The following is a 17,062-nucleotide window of genomic DNA, read 5'->3' as shown; positions in this document are numbered from 1 at the left end:
ATATGTCGTACGCTCCGCTCGTGCTCGATGGGGAAGAAGAGATCAAGGGTTCACGACTGAGAACCAAGGTGAGACCTGGAATCCCTGCTTCTCCGCCCAAACGCTCCCGCATCGGAGATATCCGGATGCGGGTGGTGTACCGGGGGTTCGCCGTGGTCGGCGCGGTCGTGGCCGTGGCCGCGGCGCTGGTCGTGGTGCTCCCGTCAGGGCCGGACGAGGTGGCGGCGGGGCCGGTAACCGCGCCGCCGGCCGCACCGTCCTCGTCCGGCCCCGCACCCTCCCCCGCCGCCACAGCGACGCCGACCCCTTCCCCCGCTGTGTCGCTCGCGCCGGGTTACACGGCCATGGAGGCCCTGTACGCCGACCGGCGCGTGCCCAGGCTGACCCGCAAGGTCAAGCGGATGACCCTGCCCAAGCCCCCTCGCCGGGCCGTCAAGGACGTGCGTACCGGGCTGGCCGTGCCGAACCTGGCCAAGCCGTGGAAGACGTTCGGCGCGGCGCCGTTCACCACCAAGCAGGTGCTGCCCAGACAGCGCGGCACGAGCCTGCGCGGGATGCTCGTCACCTGCCCGCTCCCGACCATGCGGCAGAAGTCCCCGCGCAACACGGCACTGCTGGCCGCCCGCTGGACGCTCAATCACCACCCCCAGGGCTCCAAGATCACCTGGCTCGCCTCGCAACCGGTCAAACACGGCTGGGCGCTGATTTATCGGGTCAAATACGGAAAACACCAGTCGCGGGCGGCCGTCGTCGTGATGGACGGGGGAATGAGCAAGCCGGGCCTGGCGTTCGTCACAGTGCCTGACTCGCAGCGCAAACAGTGGCGTGATATCGGCCGCGTGGTATCAGGGGTGCGTGTTCTAGGCTAGAAAGATCATGTATGCGGCGATGTGGGGAGTGACGCCGTGGAACGCTCTGGAACGCCGCAGGCCCCGAAGAACGGCAAGGGTAAACCGCCCTGGCGTTCGGAGGGCCTGCCCGGCACGCCCGGAGGCCGGCCCAAGATCAACTGGTGGCGATTCGTCGTCACCTTGCTCGTGGTGTACGCGGGCTTTTTCGTGGTGTCCTCGTTCGTCGACAGCGGATCCGTCGAGACGATCTCGTACACCGAGTTCACCAAGCAGGTGAACGCCAAGAACGTCAAGGACATCTATGCCCAGGGCCTTTCGGTCGAAGGCGACCTGAGGTCGTCGGCGAAGAACCCCGAGAGCGGCTCCTCCTACACCAAGTTCGCGACGGAGATCCCGGCGTTCGCCAACACCGACCAGCTCGACCAGCAGCTCAACACCGGCCAGGTCGAGATCACCTCCAAGCCGATCACGCGCGGCTTCTTCTCCAACCTGCTGCTGTCGCTGCTGCCCGTGCTGCTGCTGGCCGCGCTGTGGATCTGGGTCATGCGCCGCGGCGCCAGCCTGATGGGCGGCGGGCTCGGCGGGCTCGGCAAGTCCAAGGCGGCCAAGCCGGTCGAGGCCGGACAGGTGCGGGTCACGTTCGACGACGTCGCGGGCATCGACGAGGTGGAGAACGAGCTCGTCGAGATCGTCGACTACCTCAAGGACCCCGGGAAATACCGCAGGCTCGGCGCGAAGCTGCCCAAGGGCGTGCTGCTCGCTGGCCCGCCCGGCACCGGCAAGACGCTGCTGGCCAGGGCGGTCGCGGGCGAGGCCAAGGTGCCGTTCTTCTCGGCCAGCGCCTCCGAGTTCATCGAGATGATCGTCGGCGTGGGCGCCTCGCGGGTGCGCGACCTCTTCGAGGAGGCGCGGAAGGTCGCGCCGTCGATCGTGTTCATCGACGAGATCGACGCCATCGGCCGCGCCCGTGGCGGGGCCGGCGGCATCGGCGGCCACGACGAGCGCGAGCAGACGCTCAACCAGATCCTCACCGAGATGGACGGCTTCTCGGGCGCCGAGGGCGTGATCGTCATCGGGGCCACGAACCGTCCCGAGGTCCTCGACCCGGCGCTGCTGCGTCCAGGGCGCTTCGACCGCACGGTCCAGGTGGGCCTGCCGGACGCCGCCGGCCGTACCGCGATCCTGGCGGTGCACACGCGGAGCGTGCCGCTGGACGGCGAGGTCAGCCTCGACCAGCTCGCCAAGACCACCCCCGGCATGACCGGCGCCGACCTCGCGAACCTCGTGAACGAGGCCGCCCTGCTCGCCGCCAAGCGCGGCAGGGAGAAGGTCGCGATGTCCGACTTCGCCGACGCGCTGGAGAAGCTGCAGCTCGGCGCGGCCCGCAGCATCGTGATGCCGGAGGAGGAGCGCACCAGGACCGCCTTCCACGAGGCCGGTCACGCGCTGCTCGGCATGCTCCAGCCGGGCGCCGACCCGGTCAGGAAGATCTCGATCATCCCGCGCGGCCGGGCCCTCGGCGTCACGCTGTCCACCCCCGACACCGACCGGTACGCGTACGACGAGCAGTACCTGCGCGGGCGCATCACCGGCGCGCTCGGCGGCATGGCGGCCGAGCAGGTCGTGTACGGCGTCATCACCACGGGCGCCGAGAATGACCTGGAGCAGGTGACCATGATCGCCCGGGGCATGGTCGGGCGCTGGGGCATGTCGGAGAAGGTCGGCCCGCTGACCATCCTGCCCAACGACGGCCAGCAGCCGCAGGCCTCGCCCGCGACGCTCGCCACGGTGGACGAGGAGGCGCGGCGGATCGTGGACGAGTGCTACGAGCGCGCGATCCAGATCCTCAGCGACAACCGCGACAAGCTCGACGCCATCGTGGAGGCCCTGCTCGAGCACGAGACGCTCGACGAGGCCAGCGCGTACGCGGCGGCGGGCCTGATCAGCTCCGCGGCCGCGCCGGAGGTCCAGCCTGCGGGCTTTTCCGAGAATTAGCGCAAATCGGGCGTTGGCTCGATCCTGATCGGGGAACCCTCCCGGAACAACGATCGAGGGGCCGCATGATCGGGGGAGTGCCGTGACGCTGAATGACGAGCTCCTCGCCGAGCTCGGAGACTCAGGACTGGAGCAGATCGCCGGGATGCTCGGCACGGACACGGCCACGGCCCGAGACGTGGTCCAGGCCGTGTCGGGCACCATCATCGGGGGCATGGCCCGCAACGCCCACTACCCGGACGGGGCCGAGGCCCTGCGCGGGGCGCTCGACGACCACGTCGACACCGACCCGTTCAGCGGCGACGTGGCCTCGCTGATCCGCGACGGGCACAGCATCCTCGGCCACGTGCTGGGCGGCCAGGGGACGGAGCAGGCGGCGGCCGGGGTGTCGCAGTTCGCCGGGATCGACTTCGAGAGCATCATGAAGCTGCTGCCCCTGATCGCCCCCATGATCATGTCCCTGCTCGCCGACCGGGCCACGAGCCGCGACATGGACGCGGGCGCCCTGGCCGACGACCTGAACAGGGAGCAGGCCGCCCTGCCCGGCGATCTGGAGGACCTGCTCGAGGGGCTGCTCGGCGCCATCTTCGGCGGCGCCGTGCCGCCGCAGGGCGGGCCGTACGAGCCCGGTCTGCGCGCGGGCGGGCACGGGGCCCCGGACGGACACGAGCTGGCGCCGGGGACCTCCAACCCGGATTGGTGACATAGCTGGTCAACGGTAGGCTGGTCGGGTGATCGTTCTGGCCTCAGCCTCCCCCGCACGCCTGACCCTCCTCCGCAACGCCGGCCTCGACCCTAAGGTGATCGTCAGCGGCGTCGACGAGGAGTCGTTCTCCGCCTACAGCCCGGCGGCCCTCAGCCTGGTGCTGGCCAAGGCGAAGGCGGAGGCGGTCGCGAGCGGGCTGGACGAGGGGCTGGTCATCGGCTGCGACTCGATCCTGGAGCTGGACGGCCGCCCGTACGGCAAGCCCGCCACGAAGGAGGAGGCCGCCGAGCGGTGGCGGCTCATGCGGGGGCGCACGGGCCGCCTGGTGACGGGCCACTGTGTGATCGACGTCGCCGCGGGCAAGCAGGCGGCCGAGGTGGCCACCACCGTGGTGCGTTTCGGCCGGCCGTCCGACGAGGAGATCGCCGCGTACATCGCCACGGGGGAGCCGCTCAGCTTGGCGGGGGCGTTCAGCATCGACGGGCGCGGCGGGTGGTTCGTCGAGGGCATCGAGGGCGACCACGGCAACGTGCTCGGCATCTCGCTGCCGCTGGTGCGCGACCTGTTCGAGGAGCTCGGCTACGCGGTGACGTCGTTCTGGCGCTAGCCTGCCGGGCATGCGATCACTGCGCGATTTCACGTCCGGCGTCGGCTTCTTCTTCCAGGGGTTGGGCTGGGTCGCCAGGAACGGCCGGTGGTGGCTGTTCGGGCTGATCCCGGCGCTGATCGCGTTCGCCGTGTACGTGGCGGCGCTGATCTTTCTCGGCAACAACGCCACTGACCTGGCCACGTTCCTGACGCCGTTCGCGGATTCGTGGAGCTGGCGGGAGCTGTTCCGGACGCTGGTGGGGATCGCGCTGTTCCTCGGCGGGCTGGCGCTGGCGGTGCTGACGTTCGCCGCGCTCACCCTGGCGATCGGGGAGCCGTTCTACGAGCGGTTGTCGGCGGCGGTGGACGTGCTCGAGTCGGCGGACGAGCAGCCGTGGTGGCGTACGTTGCCGCGCTCCATCAGGGACAGTCTGATCACCCTGTGCTACGTGCTCCTTTTCACTGTGCCGCTGTTCCTCCTCGGCTTCGTGCCCGTGGTGGGGCAGACGGTGGTGCCGGTGCTCGGCGCCCTCGTTTCCGGATTTTTCCTGACAGTGGAGCTCACCACGCTGGCGCTGGAGCGCCGGGGGATGGCCCGCAAGGCACGCTTCGCGCTGCTGCGCGCGAACAAGGCCAGCGCGCTGGGGTTCGGGGTGGCGGTGTTCCTGCTGTTCCTGGTGCCGTTCGTGGCGGTCATCGCGATGCCCGCCGCCGTCGCGGGCGCCGCCCTCCTCGTCCGCACCCGCCTGGCCCCCACTCCTTAGCTTCCGCGCGCCCGCATCCCTGACGGGCCGCTGTCACCCTCGGCCACTCCCACGCACGACCCCCTCCTGGACACCGTCGGGGGTCGTGTTGCGTGTGGGCCACTGTGTCGGGGTGGCATGGCGTGCGGGCCACCATGCCGGGGTTGGCACATCCATCGAGACCACGATCTTGGGGCCGCATCACACAGGCGGCCAGGAGCCGTTATCCACAACCCCGTGCTGTGCGTCCGCCCTTATCCCCAGAACCGCTTTCGGCCCGACGCCCGACCGGCCGTCCCCGGCACCCTAGGGCCCCATGACGACCGATCACCCGGCACCGACCCCCTCCCTCGCCAGCACCTCCGCCTCCGCCTCCGCCTCCGCCTCCGCCTCCGACTTCAGTCTGGAGCCTTGCCTCACCCTGACCAGCCCCACCGACATCCTGGCCGCTGTGCCGTACCTCGTCGGCTTCCACCCGAAGTCCAGCCTCATCGTGATCGGCCTCGACCGCCGCCAGGCCAAGGTGGTGGCCAGGTGGAGCCTCCCGTTCCCGCCGGGCACTCTCTCCGCATTGGAGCCCGTCTTCGGCCGGGAGGGCGTGACGGAGATCGTGGTCGTCGGCTACGGCGCGGGAGAGCTGGTCACGCCGGCAGTCGACGAGGCGAGACTCCTCGCGGTGAAGACCGAGGTCCACGTGGGCGAAGCACTGCGCGCCCACGAAGGCCGCTACTGGTCCTACATCTGCGACCTGCCGACGTGCTGCCCGGCCGAAGGCACGCCGTACGACCTGTCCACCAGCCAGATCGCCGCCGAGGCGACGGTACGCGGCCTGGTCGCCCTCCCGGACCGCGAATCTCTGGAACGCACCATCGCCCCCCTCGCCGGCCCGGTACGCATGGCGATGCGCCGCGCCACAGCCGACGCGATCACAGAATTCCGAGCCGGCCTGACAACCACCCCAAATCTCGACACCTTCGCCACCCACTACGTGACAGAGAGCCTGGACAGGGTGCGATCAGCGCTGCAAACCCATGAGGAGGGTGGCCGCCTGGACGACGCGGAGGCCGCGAAGCTGGGCCTCGCTCTGGCAATCACCAGAGTCCGCGACGAGGCCTGGACCCTCATGCAAGATTCCCACGCACTCCTCTGGAAGGACCTGACCCGCAGGTTGGAGCCGCGCTTCACCCCGCCGGCGGCATCCCTCCTGGCCATGGCCGCCTGGCGCGCCGGAAACAGCGTCCAGGCCACGATCGCCCTGGAGCGCGCCCTGACCATCGACCCCGGCTACTCGATGGCCAACCTTCTTATGCACGCCCTTCAGAACCTGCTCTCGCCCACCATCCTCCGGGGCCGCCTCCCTACCCCGGCCGAGCTCGACGCCGCCATGGGGCCACCCCACCCGTCCTGGCTCCTCCCCTTGGTCAACCTGCTGGACGACGACGACCCGCAAACCCCACCCGGCTGACCCTGCAACCGCGAGGCACACTCACCTCGACACACCATCGCCCCGTACTACTCCCACCGGGCGTAACCTCAGGCCGCCAGCCGCCAGCCGCCAGCCGCCAGCGCGTTGGGGCCGAGGTCGTGGGTCGTCGGGGTTGGGGCTGGAGCCGGGGTCGGGGTTTGGGTCGGTTACAGGCTGTCTTCCTCTCGGCGGCGACGCTCGTTGTAAGCACGCATGCGCGGCGGATATCCAGTGAGCTGAACGTCGTACACCGGGAGGGCAAGATCGCGAGCAACCTTGTGAATCACGGCGGGAGAGCCGACCCTCCGCCTCGTCCATTCGCCGTCGTCGGCGACCGCCACAGCGGTCGTGTCAGTGGCGAAAGTCTCCGGTTCGACGTAGAACTCGACGCCGCGCCGCGAACGGGCGAAGGCGATGAGCGCTTCGATGTCGGCGTCTGTCGCCTCGCGGTCGAACTTCGCGATCTTCCGGCCGCGAAGCCGACGAATGCCGTAGCGGTCTCGCCATCTCATGAATCCTTTTTATACCGTCTGAAGCCGACGCGCGTCGGGGATGATCTAGGGGACACATCCGGGATTCTCCCGATGGCACCGAGGGTTCCGAAGAACGCACTATGGAGGTGACTACTCGATTCGCTAGGGAGAGGCATGGCGATTATGGCTGGGGTACCGAAAACCCCCGGGCCGGGACAGGTGCCGCCAGCTCATCTGCGCGTCACCAACCAGGACCGAGAGCACGTGGTCGAGCACGTCAAGGTGGCCTACGCGGAGGGGCGCTTCGACAAGCTCGAGTTCGACGACCGGCTGGAGCGCGCGATGACGGCGCGCACGCACGGTGATCTGATGCCCATCATGGCCGAGCTGTACGGCACGCAGGCCGTGCCCCGGCTGGCGCCGCTCCCGCCCCCGGGCCGCCCTGAGCGCGCGCCGGAGAGCAACGAACGCCTCGGCGCCGCCGTCGGCCACCTGCTGATGGTCGTCGGCATCCCGATCATTGGTCCGCTCATCCTGTTGCTCACTGGAGGCAAGACCTCGCCCTACATCCGGAGGCAGGCGCTGGAGGCGCTCAACTTCCAGATCACAGTGGTGGGGGCGACGGTCATTCTGCCGTTCACGGTCATCGGCGTCGTGCTGCTGCCGATCATCTGGGTCGCGGCCGTCGTCCTCGCCATCGTCGGCGGCATTTCATCCTTGGCGGAAGGCAACTTCCGCTACCCCTTGACGCTGCGCCTGGTGAAGTGACGTCAGTGGCGAGGTGACGCCACCTGCCCCAGCAGGCGGATCGCGCCGCTCAGCACGGGTATTGCATCGCTCAGTGCGGGGATCGCGCCGCTCAGTGCGGGGATTGCGCCGCCCGGTGCGGGGTACCGGCTCCGGCGCGGGAGTGTGCGCCTCGCGCTGGGAGCGCTCATGGCAACATCCCTGAGGGACACGCCGCCCCGTGCAATTACTGCACCTGCGCTTGGTCCGTTTGGCGTGCCCCGGGGGCGCGGCCACGCTGACGCCAGCCTGGTCAGGGGTGACGGGCGTTGTCGCTCACGTTGTCCTGCTCGACGGGGGCGGTGAGCAGGAAGGCGGGTGGTGCGTCGTCCCAGTCGGGGGCGGCCAGCGCGTTGAGGGCTGCGACGATCTTCCGCTCTTCGTAGGTGAAGTGTGATTCCAGGAGGGCTGCCAGGCCGTCCAGTTCGGCTTGCACGTGCCGGGGCTGGGCGGCGTCGTTGTTGCCGAGGCCGTCCAGGAGGTTCTGCAGTCTGCGCAGGATGTCGCTGACGATCTGGTGGTCGCGGGTCAGCTCCTGAAGCACCGGCCGCAGCGCGGGGAACTGCTCGGCCAGCGCTGGGAAGGCCGCGGCGTCCTCGCCGGTGTGGTGACGCTCCAGAGCCGAGCAGAACGCCAGGCAATGGGCCGGCAGTTCGCGGGGGCGTGCGGAGCCGCCCGCCAGGTGGGCGTCGACGTCGTCGCGTAGGTTGGCCAGCTCTTCGCGGAGCCAGGCATGCACGTTGATCAACTGGTTGCCGAACGCTTTGAGACGTTCGTCGGGGGTGGTGGGTGTTTCCATGGGTGTCCCATGTTCCGGCGCCTCCATGCCCTCGGCGGTCTGCTTGCCGGATACACCGCGACGCTGACGACGGATCCCATCACTCTCACGATCATCCGTCAAGTCGGCCGTGGGCACCGGGGGAGAGCCGCGTCGGCGGCGCTTGACAGCCCTGCGGCGGCCCGAGTTGTGTGCGGGTGGGGTGGCGCCACGTCATGCCCGCGCGGCTGGTTGGTTATGGTGCGGGCCGGTTGTGGAGGTCTCGGTGCCCACATCTCAGCGAGCTGCGTGGGGGTCACGGCCTCCCGCTCGACCGCGCCAAGACGCGCCTCCAGCGCCGCATACCGGATGTCGGCCGCTGTCGGCGGGCCCGTCGGTGATAACTCCCGATCTCGCCCGCGTGGTCGTCGAGCAGGTCCACCAGGTCCTCGTCGCGCCACCTGGTTACGTCGATGTCAGGCAGGCCCGACAGCACTGACCTGAGTAGGGCGAGAACCGATACCGACCACACTGACCATGCCCAGCCCTGACCTCCAGCGTGGCGGTGGGCCGCATGCCGGCCGACAAACCGGCGGACCTTTACGGCCGCCTACAACTACGCCTGGCGGAGGAGTACGACGCTGCCTGGATGGGGAACGGGAGCGGCGCTGCCACGGAAAGGCTGTATCACCCTCTCATTATGGCGCAAGCAGCGCGATTGTGGCGCATCGAATGGAATATCCGAAGAAAGCAGGTGACGTCGGGCGGCGAATAGTAACCAATGCCCATAAAGAGGGAAAGAGAAAGAGGGAGATCGTTTGCGTCTGGCGCGCCAAGGAGAGCTAAGGCGGCATGGGATGATCCATGGGACAGGTCATTAATAGAGCATCCTCCCCCAATTGTGGGAGATGTCGGAAATCCGTGCAAAGGTGAACTTAATTGCCCAAGTCAAACACTCTCGTCGCGCTTCTCGCGACCGGCGTTCTGCTGACCGGCAGCAGTGCCGCCGTGGGCGGCACTGCCACCGCCGCTTCCGCCCATGCCGACATGGGAGGCGTTCCTAGCCGCGAGGCCATCCGCCCCGCTTCCCCCGACCCGGCCGTCAGCCGCAACAAGAACACGAGCAGGAACAGGCAGCGGCAGCACAAGGGCCAGAGCCAGAAGGTGCTGCGCGTCGTCAACCTCAACGAGTCCGTTTCGGGCACGCAGAACCGATCGAGCCGGCAGAGCTCGGAGGATGTCCACGGCCGGCAAAGGGTTGATTACCGTAAAGGCGAGTCGGCTGCAGCCGCGAACGGGTGCACTGATCCGGACGTGCGCGTCATGACGCAGAACATGTACGTGGGAAGTGATTTCCAGGCTATTTTCAGCGCGAAGACACCAGCGGAATTCGTCGCGGCAGTGACACTGACATATCAGAACATTCTGGCCTCGGATCCGAATGAGCGGGCCGCCGCGGTGGCCCGCGAAGTCGCCCGGGACAAGCCCGATCTCGTGGGCCTGCAGGAGGCCGACATCCTGCGCACCGGGTCGCCGCCCGCGACAAACGTGAAATCAGACCAGCTCAATGCCCTCCTCGCCGCGCTCAACCGGCTGGGCCAACATTACGAGGCAGTAGCGATCGTGCCCGAACTCGATGCCGAGGCCCCGAGCACGCTTGGCTTCGACGTACGCATCAGCGAGCGAAGCGTGATCCTGGCTCGGGTCGATGCGCTCAGGCGCGTCAAGCTGTCGAACCTGCAGGTGCAGACGTACGCGATCCAGCAAGTGCTCCAATCGCCAGTCGGCTCGATCGCCTCTCGGGCTGGTTGGGCGTCGGTCGACGCCACCGTCTGTAGTCGCACCTTCCGATTCGTCACGACGCACTTGGAGCCGACACCGCCATTCACCATCCAGCGGGCACAGGCGCAAGAGCTTGTCGCGAGTGCCGCGAACACCAAGCTTCCGGTGGTGTTCGCGGGCGATTTCAATACCACTGCTGATGACCCACAGAACCCGACGTTCCCGACGTACCAATTCCTGCTCAATTCGGGTTTTGCCGATGCCTGGAGCAAAGAGCACCCCAGCGAACCGGGCGCCACCTGCTGTCAGGCGCCCGACCTACGCAATCCGGTCTCCACCTTGAGATTGCGAATTGATCTGGTGCTGCTCCGGGGTGACTTCGACGTGAAGGATATCCACCTCGTCGGAGAGGAGGAGAGCGACCGTACACCGTCGGGGTTGTGGCCGTCCGACCACGCAGGAGTCGTGGCGAAGCTGAAGCTACCCGGAAAGACGTCGACGTAGCCTCAGGGCTGACGCCAGACGGTTCAGCACAACCGTCATCTCAACGGAGGTGCCCCTTGCTGGGAGCTTGCGGCGGGGGCTCCTTCCTGCCGTTGCAGTCCGCCACGGCGCGACAAGGCTGCACATACGCGTTGTCGAGGAGGTGTGCGGAGGCGTCGCCGAGGAGAGCTGCGGCCTTGCCGGCGGCCTGGTCCGGGCGCACTGCTGCGCTCCGGTCGAGGCGGTCGTGTCCGTCGTCGCGTTCTTGGGGCGGTGGGCGCCGCCGCGGTATGTACGTGCGGTTATGTGGCGGGGTCCGCCCGCCCGCAGGGCTTCTACGGGCGACACCCCCCGCCCCTCCACAGTTTCAGGGGGCCGAGCAGCAGGGGCGGCGGGTTGTCAGCGGGACAGGACCTCATACTTGACGCGCATCACCCCGGCGCCGGTGTTGCCGATGGCGGCGAAGGCGGCTCGTGAGAGGTCGAGGCAGCGGCCGCCCACGTACGGGCCACGGTCGTTGATGCGGACCGTGACGGATTCGCCGTTGTTCGGGTTGGTGACGCGGACCTTGCTCCCCAGCGGGAGGGTCTTGTGGGCGGCGGTCATGGCGGAGGGGTTGAAGCGTTCGCCGCTGGCCGTCATCTGGCCCTCGTCATAGTAGGAGGCGCCGCAGGTTCCGGACGCGAGTACGCGGGTCTTCGGCTTGGGCGACGGGGACTTGGTGGTCGAGGGGGATCTGGTGGTCTTCGGGGTCGCCGCGGAATCGGTGGCCGACTTCGAGTGGCTCGTCACCGTGGACTTGGTGGGGTTCGGCCGCGCTGTCGCCGGGGACTTGGTCGTCTTCGGGCGGGCCGCCGCGGGCTTGGGGGTCGGGGAGGGCGATTGGGGAGTCGGCTGGCGGGCGGCTTCGTTCAGGGGCTTGGCCTGGGACGGAGTGGGAGCGGTCGCGCCGTGTTCGGGGGAGTCGGTGTTGCCGATGGCGGCCCAGGCGGTGGTGGAGGCGGCGGCCACGACGGCGGCGCCGGCTGCGGCGGTGATCCAGCGCTTGCCTGCGGTGAGCTTGCGATCCTGAGGGGATGGCTTGAGGGAATGCTGACCCAAGGTAAACCACAGTCCTAGGTAGGGGATAAGACAGGGAAAGGCCGCAGCCCTTGGGGTGGAGGGCATCCAGCGGCCGATCCTCAGGCGGGATGGGGGGTCCCGCACGATGGGGAAGAAGATATGCGACAAAGGCCAGGTAAAGGCAACTTAATGCGACGTCCAGTGATATATCTCACTTTGATAACAAGATCGCATATATGTCCAGCTCAAGCCATGGATCTTCGGAAATTCCGGGAAAACAGGGAAGGTGGCTTGATCGCTGGGATGAAATACCGCTGCCGGCCGATCAAGATGCTGATCTTCGGTGATAGAGATCTTCGAGGATTGTTGAATGCCGATCCTCGGTAGTGGTGATCTCCGAAGGCGGTCGGCCGACGCCGACGCGGCGACGTCGGCAGCGCCTAGAACATCAGCGAGCGCACCGTGTCGACAGTGTCGGCGTCTTCGACCCGTTTGTCCGGGCGGTAACGGAGGACGCGTGCGAAACGGAGGGCTATGCCGCCGGGATAGCGCGGCGAGCGCTGGACCCCGTCGAAGGCGATCTCCACCACGAGCTCGGGCCGCAACGTCACCGTCCACCGATCGGTCGGCCCTTCGGCCAGCTCGAGGAAGCGCTCGGTCTGCCAGGCCAGCAGCTCGTCCGTCAGCCCCTTGAACGTCTTGCCGAGCATCACGAACCCACCGGCGGGGTCACGCGCCCCGAGGTGGAGGTTGGAGAGCTTGCCCTCGCGCCGCCCATGGCCCCACTCGGCGGCCAGCACCACCAGGTCGAGCGTGTGACGCGGCTTGACCTTGATCCATCCGGCGCCCCGGCGGCCCGCCGCGTAAGGGGAGGCCAGGGACTTGACCACCAGGCCCTCGTGGCCCGCCTTCACCACGTCGGTGAAGAACTTCTCCGCCTCCGCCACATCCCCCGTCATGAGCCGCGGCGTCAGCAGGCCCTGGGGGACCGCGCGCACCAGGACCTCCTGGCGCTGCGAATAGGGCAGGTCGAGCAGGTCGGCGCCGTCCACCCGCAGGGCGTCGAAGAAGAACACGCTCAGCGGCGTCTGCTCGCGCAGCTGCGCCACGTTGGTCTTGCTGGTGACCCTGCTCGCCGTCACCTGGAACGGGTGCGGCCGCCCGTCGGGACGCAGCGCGATCACCTCGCCGTCCAGCACGAGATCGTCGTACGGCGTCTCGAGCACGGCCTCGACCAGCTCGGGGACCTGCGACGTGATGTCGTCGAGCGTACGCGTGAAGACTTTCACCGCCGAGCCCGAGCGGTGGGTCTGCACGCGGATGCCGTCGAGCTTCCACTCCAGCGCCGCGGGGGCTCCGGCCTTCTCCAGCGCGGCGGCCACATTGGGCGCGCTGCCCGCCAGCATGGGCGAGACCGCCCGCCCCACCTCGAGTCGGAACGCGCGCAGCGCCTCGACCCCGCCGCTCAGCGCGGCCGCACCCACGGCGGGGAGCCAGCCGCGCAGCGTGAGCGCGCGCCGCACGTCGGCCGACGGCGCGCCGGACGCCTTGGCCACCGCCTCGATCATGACGCCGTCGAGCGCGCCCTGCCGCAGCTCGCCGAAGAACAACCGGCGCATGAACTGCTGCTCCTGGCTCGTCAGCCCCGCGAACAGCTCGGTCACCAGAGCCTTGCGCGCGGCCTGCGAGCCCGCCCCGGAAACCGCCTTGATCCTGCTCAGCAGCTCGTCGACGGCGCTCAGCGTGGCGGTGGCGGCCAGCTTGGGCTGGGGGATGTCCTCCAGCGTGCGCCAGCCCACGCCCACCTGCCGCTGGGGCAGCTCACCCGAGAGGTACGAGATCGCGATCTCCGCCTCCTCCGGGCCGACCCGGCCGAGCAGCTCCGCCAGATGGCCCACTTTGCCGAGCCGGGCGGACGTGTGCGTCACCGCCTCGGAAACCCGGACCACGTCGATCAGAAGCACACGCCTATGGTGCCTCACGCCGCCGACATTTCCCCACCCGATATCGACCAAGTGTCTGCCTTGTTCCCGGCACGGCCCAGATCATCGTCAAGGGATCCCGCTGTACTCCATGAAAACGGGCTACCGCAAATGGCCGTAAGACGTGTGAGGGGGCGGGCCGCCGCAAAGGCCGCGAGAGGCCGTGGTGGGTGGCCCGCCCCCGTGAGAGCCGCTAGCTCACGCCGAGCAGGTCGACGACGAAGATGAGCGTCTCGTTCGGCTTGATGCGGGCGCCGGCCCCCCGGCTGCCGTAGCCGAGCTGCGGCGGGATGACCAGCTTGCGCCGCCCGCCGACCTTCATGCCCGCGACCCCCTGGTCCCAGCCAGCGATGACGCGCCCAGCGCCGAGCGGGAACTCGAACGCCTCGCCGCGGTTCCACGACGCGTCGAACTCCTCCCCGGTCGAGAAGGCCACGCCCACATAGTGGACGCGTACGTGATGGCCGGGCTTGGCCTCCGGGCCGTCACCCACGGTCAGGTCGACGATCTCCAGGTCGGCGGGCGGGTTGCCCTCGGGGAAGTCGATCTCGGGCTTTTCGAGTGCCACGAAGTGCTCCAGTTGACTGTTGTTAACAATGAGACCCGACGACTCTATGCGGTCGGGATATCGTCATCGTTCATGGTCGCCCTTTCTCCCGATGCGATTCTGCTCACCGACCGCGTGGCCGTCGTCACCGGGGCGGCCAGGGGCATCGGGCTGGCGATCGCCGAGGCGTTCGCCGCGTTCGGCGCCCACGTCGCCGTCTGCGACCGCGACAGGCCGTGCGCCGAGCTGGCGATGACCCTCGACGTACGCGACCACGTGGCGGTGGAGATCTTCGCCCAGGCCGTACGCGAGCGCTGGGGCCGCGTGGACGTCCTGGTCAACAACGCGGGTGGCACCTTCCACGCCTCGTTCGCCGACACCTCGCCCCGCGGCGAGCAGATCCTCATCGAGGAGAACTTCACACAGGTCACCGGCATGACCCGGCAGCTGCTGCCGCTGATGTCGCCGGGCGCCTCGATCATCAACGTGACGTCGAGCGAGGCCCACCAGGCCGCGCCGGGCTTCGCCGTGTACGCGGCGATGAAGGCGGGCCTGGAGAGCCTGACGAAGACGCTCGCGCTGGAGCTGGCCCCCAGGGGCATCAGGGTGAACGCGATCGCGCCCGACGCCGTCCAGACCGAGGGCGAGGCAGGCGTGCGCGAACGCATGCTGGCCCGCCCGCTGCCCTATGACCCGGTACGCGTTCCGCCGCTCGGCCACCTCGGCGGCCCGGGTGACGCCGCGGGCGCGGCCGTGTTCCTGGCCGGCGACCTGGCCAGGTTCGTCACGGGGACGACGCTGCACGTGGACGGCGGCATCCACGCGGCCGGCGGCTGGCGGAGGACCTGACTACCAGCTCTGGTGCAGCGGCATCCCCTCGGCGTACCCGGACGAGCTCTGGATCCCGATGACGGCCTGCGCGTGGAACTCCTCCAGGTTCGACGCACCCGCGTACGTGCACGCCGACCGCAGCCCCGCCACGATGCCGTCGATCTGGTCCTCCACGCTCGGCCGCTTCGGATCCAGGTACATGCGGGAGGTCGAGATGCCCTCCTCGAACAGCGCCTTCCTGGCCCGTTCGAACGCCGAGTCCTCGGCCGTCCGCAGCCGCACGGCCCGTGCGGAGGCCATGCCGAAGTTCTCCTTGTACTTGCGCCCGTTCGCATCGGTATGGGTGTCGCCGGGCGACTCGTACGTCCCCGCGAACCACGAGCCGATCATCACGTTGGACGCCCCCGCGGCCAGCGCCAGCGCCACGTCGCGCGGATGGCGCACTCCGCCGTCCGCCCACACGTGCCGCCCCAGCCGCCGGGCCTCGGCCGAGCACTCCAGCACGGCCGAGAACTGCGGCCGGCCGACCCCGGTCATCATCCGCGTCGTGCACATCGCGCCGGGCCCGACCCCGACCTTGAGGATGTCGGCCCCCGCGTCCACCAGGTCGCGCACGCCCTCCGCCGTCACCACGTTGCCCGCCGCGACGGGCACGCCGGGATCGAGCGCCCTGACGGCGCGCAGAGCCGAGAGCATCTTCTCCTGGTGGCCGTGCGCGGTGTCGACGACCAGGCAGTCGATCCCGGCCGCCAGCAGTTCCTTGGCCTTGGCCACCACGTCGCCGTTCACGCCGACCGCGGCCGCGATGCGCAGCCGCCCTTGGGCGTCGACGGCGGGCTGGTAGAGGGTGGCGCGCAGCGCGCCCAGCCGGGTGAGTATGCCCACCAGCCGCCCGTTCCCGTCCACGATGGGCGCCAGCCGGTGCCGCCCTTCGTGCAGCCGGTCGAAGGCGGCCCGCGGGTCGAGCCCGGCGGGCAGTGTCAGCAGCTCGCTCGACATGACCTGCGAGAGCTGGGTGTACATGTCGACGCCCTGGCAGTCGGCATCGGTCACGACGCCGACCGGCCGGTTTTCCCAGTCGACCACGATGATCGCGCCGTGCGCCCGCTTGGGCAGCAGTTGCAGCGCCTCGCCGACCGTGTCGTGGGGGGTGAGGGTGAGCGGAGTGTCGTGCACGAGGTCGCGCTTCTTGACCCAGTCGATGACGTTCGTCACGACGTCCAGCGGGATGTCCTGCGGGATCACGGCCATGCCGCCCCGCCGTGCCACGGTCTCGGCCATGCGGCGGCCGGCGACCGCGGTCATGTTGGCGACGACGACGGGGATGGTGGTGCCCGTGCCGTCGTGCGCGGAGAGGTCGACTTCGAGCCGGGAACCGACCGAGGAGCGCGACGGCACCATGAACACGTCGCTGTAGGTCAGATCGTGGTGAGGCTCGAGGCCGTTGAGAAACTTCACGTTCGTCCATCTTATGCGGTGACGGCGCAACAAGCGGTTCCGCGTTTCGCGGGGGCTTATGATCGGCCGGGACACTTTTGGGGGAGGAGGGCCTGTGGACGTCATAGAACGGGCCGAGCTGATCGTGGTCGGCTTCGCCGTACGTACCACGAATGCCGATGAGATGGATCCGGCGCGGGCCAAGCTGCCCGCGCTGTGGCAGCGGGCGGGCGCTCCGGGGGCTTTCGCGCATGTGCCGGGGCGCGTTGACGAGAACCTCTACGCCGTGCTGACCGACTACGAGAGCGACCACAACGGGGCCTACACGCAGATCGTCGGCACCGGGGTGCGAACCGTGCCGCGGCTGCCGGAGGGCATGGTGGCCGTGCGCGTGCCGGCCGCGCGGTCGCTCAAGCTGGCGGCCCGCGGCCCGATGCCGCAGGCCCTGGTCGACGCGTGGCAGCAGGTGTGGAAGCACACCGAGTCGGGGGGTACGCCGTCCCGCGCGTTCACCACGGACCTGGAGGTGCACCACCCGGAGGGTGTGGACCTGTATATAGCGGTCTAGAGGCCA

General features: G+C 69.0%; 16 protein-coding genes. 10 read left to right on the top strand and 6 right to left on the bottom strand.

The window, feature by feature from the left end:
• The first annotated feature begins 125 nt into the window (after positions 1–125).
• From ABN273_RS27010 to ABN273_RS26985, 6 genes are all read left to right on the top strand, one after another.
• A complete protein-coding gene (locus ABN273_RS27010) occupies positions 126–869 on the top strand; it encodes a hypothetical protein (RefSeq protein ID WP_349451819.1) in 744 nt (247 codons plus the stop codon).
• A gap of 36 nt (positions 870–905) precedes the next feature.
• On the top strand, positions 906–2,846 hold the full coding sequence (gene ftsH / locus ABN273_RS27005; RefSeq protein ID WP_349451818.1) for an ATP-dependent zinc metalloprotease FtsH: 1,941 nt from the start codon (positions 906–908) through the stop codon (positions 2,844–2,846).
• Between the two features lie 82 nt (positions 2,847–2,928).
• The gene (locus ABN273_RS27000; RefSeq protein ID WP_349451817.1) at positions 2,929–3,549 is read left to right on the top strand and encodes a DUF937 domain-containing protein; all 621 of its coding nucleotides are present in this window, start codon (positions 2,929–2,931) and stop codon (positions 3,547–3,549) included.
• Between the two features lie 28 nt (positions 3,550–3,577).
• The gene (locus tag ABN273_RS26995) at positions 3,578–4,159 is read left to right on the top strand and encodes a Maf family protein (RefSeq protein WP_349451816.1); all 582 of its coding nucleotides are present in this window, start codon (positions 3,578–3,580) and stop codon (positions 4,157–4,159) included.
• A 10-nt stretch (positions 4,160–4,169) separates the two neighbouring features.
• A complete protein-coding gene (locus ABN273_RS26990; protein ID WP_349451814.1) occupies positions 4,170–4,904 on the top strand; it encodes an EI24 domain-containing protein in 735 nt (244 codons plus the stop codon).
• Positions 4,905–5,199: 295 nt separating this feature from the next.
• Positions 5,200–6,348: a DUF4192 domain-containing protein gene (locus ABN273_RS26985; RefSeq protein ID WP_349451813.1), complete on the top strand. Its 1,149-nt coding sequence runs from the start codon at positions 5,200–5,202 to the stop codon at positions 6,346–6,348.
• Positions 6,349–6,515: 167 nt separating this feature from the next.
• Here the strand turns inward: ABN273_RS26985 and ABN273_RS26980 are convergent, their stop codons facing one another.
• Complete coding sequence (locus tag ABN273_RS26980) at positions 6,516–6,860, bottom strand: hypothetical protein (RefSeq protein WP_349451812.1); 345 nt, start codon at positions 6,858–6,860, stop codon at positions 6,516–6,518.
• 135 nt (positions 6,861–6,995) lie between these two features.
• Between ABN273_RS26980 and ABN273_RS26975 the strand changes: the two genes are divergently transcribed.
• A complete protein-coding gene (locus ABN273_RS26975) occupies positions 6,996–7,589 on the top strand; it encodes a DUF1707 and DUF4870 domain-containing protein (protein ID WP_349451810.1) in 594 nt (197 codons plus the stop codon).
• 271 nt (positions 7,590–7,860) lie between these two features.
• Here ABN273_RS26975 and ABN273_RS26970 read toward each other — a convergent pair whose 3' ends face one another.
• Complete coding sequence (locus ABN273_RS26970) at positions 7,861–8,406, bottom strand: hemerythrin domain-containing protein (protein WP_349451808.1); 546 nt, start codon at positions 8,404–8,406, stop codon at positions 7,861–7,863.
• 897 nt (positions 8,407–9,303) lie between these two features.
• On the opposite strand from ABN273_RS26970, the gene ABN273_RS26965 reads away from it, so the two are divergent.
• Complete coding sequence (locus tag ABN273_RS26965) at positions 9,304–10,650, top strand: endonuclease/exonuclease/phosphatase family protein (protein ID WP_349451807.1); 1,347 nt, start codon at positions 9,304–9,306, stop codon at positions 10,648–10,650.
• 378 nt (positions 10,651–11,028) lie between these two features.
• Here the strand turns inward: ABN273_RS26965 and ABN273_RS26960 are convergent, their stop codons facing one another.
• From ABN273_RS26960 to ABN273_RS26950, 3 genes are all read right to left on the bottom strand, one after another.
• A complete protein-coding gene (locus ABN273_RS26960; RefSeq protein WP_349451806.1) occupies positions 11,029–11,730 on the bottom strand; it encodes a septal ring lytic transglycosylase RlpA family protein in 702 nt (233 codons plus the stop codon).
• A 401-nt stretch (positions 11,731–12,131) separates the two neighbouring features.
• On the bottom strand, positions 12,132–13,655 hold the full coding sequence (locus ABN273_RS26955) for an ATP-dependent DNA ligase (protein WP_349451805.1): 1,524 nt from the start codon (positions 13,653–13,655) through the stop codon (positions 12,132–12,134).
• Between the two features lie 211 nt (positions 13,656–13,866).
• Positions 13,867–14,241, bottom strand: coding sequence for an FKBP-type peptidyl-prolyl cis-trans isomerase (locus ABN273_RS26950; RefSeq protein WP_349451804.1), 375 nt, complete (start codon positions 14,239–14,241; stop codon positions 13,867–13,869).
• A 72-nt stretch (positions 14,242–14,313) separates the two neighbouring features.
• On the opposite strand from ABN273_RS26950, the gene ABN273_RS26945 reads away from it, so the two are divergent.
• The gene (locus ABN273_RS26945) at positions 14,314–15,069 is read left to right on the top strand and encodes an SDR family NAD(P)-dependent oxidoreductase (RefSeq protein ID WP_349451803.1); all 756 of its coding nucleotides are present in this window, start codon (positions 14,314–14,316) and stop codon (positions 15,067–15,069) included.
• Here ABN273_RS26945 and ABN273_RS26940 read toward each other — a convergent pair whose 3' ends face one another.
• Positions 15,070–16,509: a GuaB1 family IMP dehydrogenase-related protein gene (locus tag ABN273_RS26940; protein ID WP_349451802.1), complete on the bottom strand. Its 1,440-nt coding sequence runs from the start codon at positions 16,507–16,509 to the stop codon at positions 15,070–15,072.
• Positions 16,510–16,603: 94 nt separating this feature from the next.
• On the opposite strand from ABN273_RS26940, the gene ABN273_RS26935 reads away from it, so the two are divergent.
• Positions 16,604–17,056, top strand: coding sequence for a GyrI-like domain-containing protein (locus ABN273_RS26935; protein ID WP_349451801.1), 453 nt, complete (start codon positions 16,604–16,606; stop codon positions 17,054–17,056).
• Positions 17,057–17,062: the final 6 nt, after the last annotated feature.

The organism is Nonomuraea sp. B19D2 (assembly GCF_040137845.1).
Classification (GTDB): domain Bacteria; phylum Actinomycetota; class Actinomycetes; order Streptosporangiales; family Streptosporangiaceae; genus Nonomuraea.
Note: the sequence above shows the minus strand (reverse complement) of the source record. Positions and strands in the feature narration are given on the sequence as shown.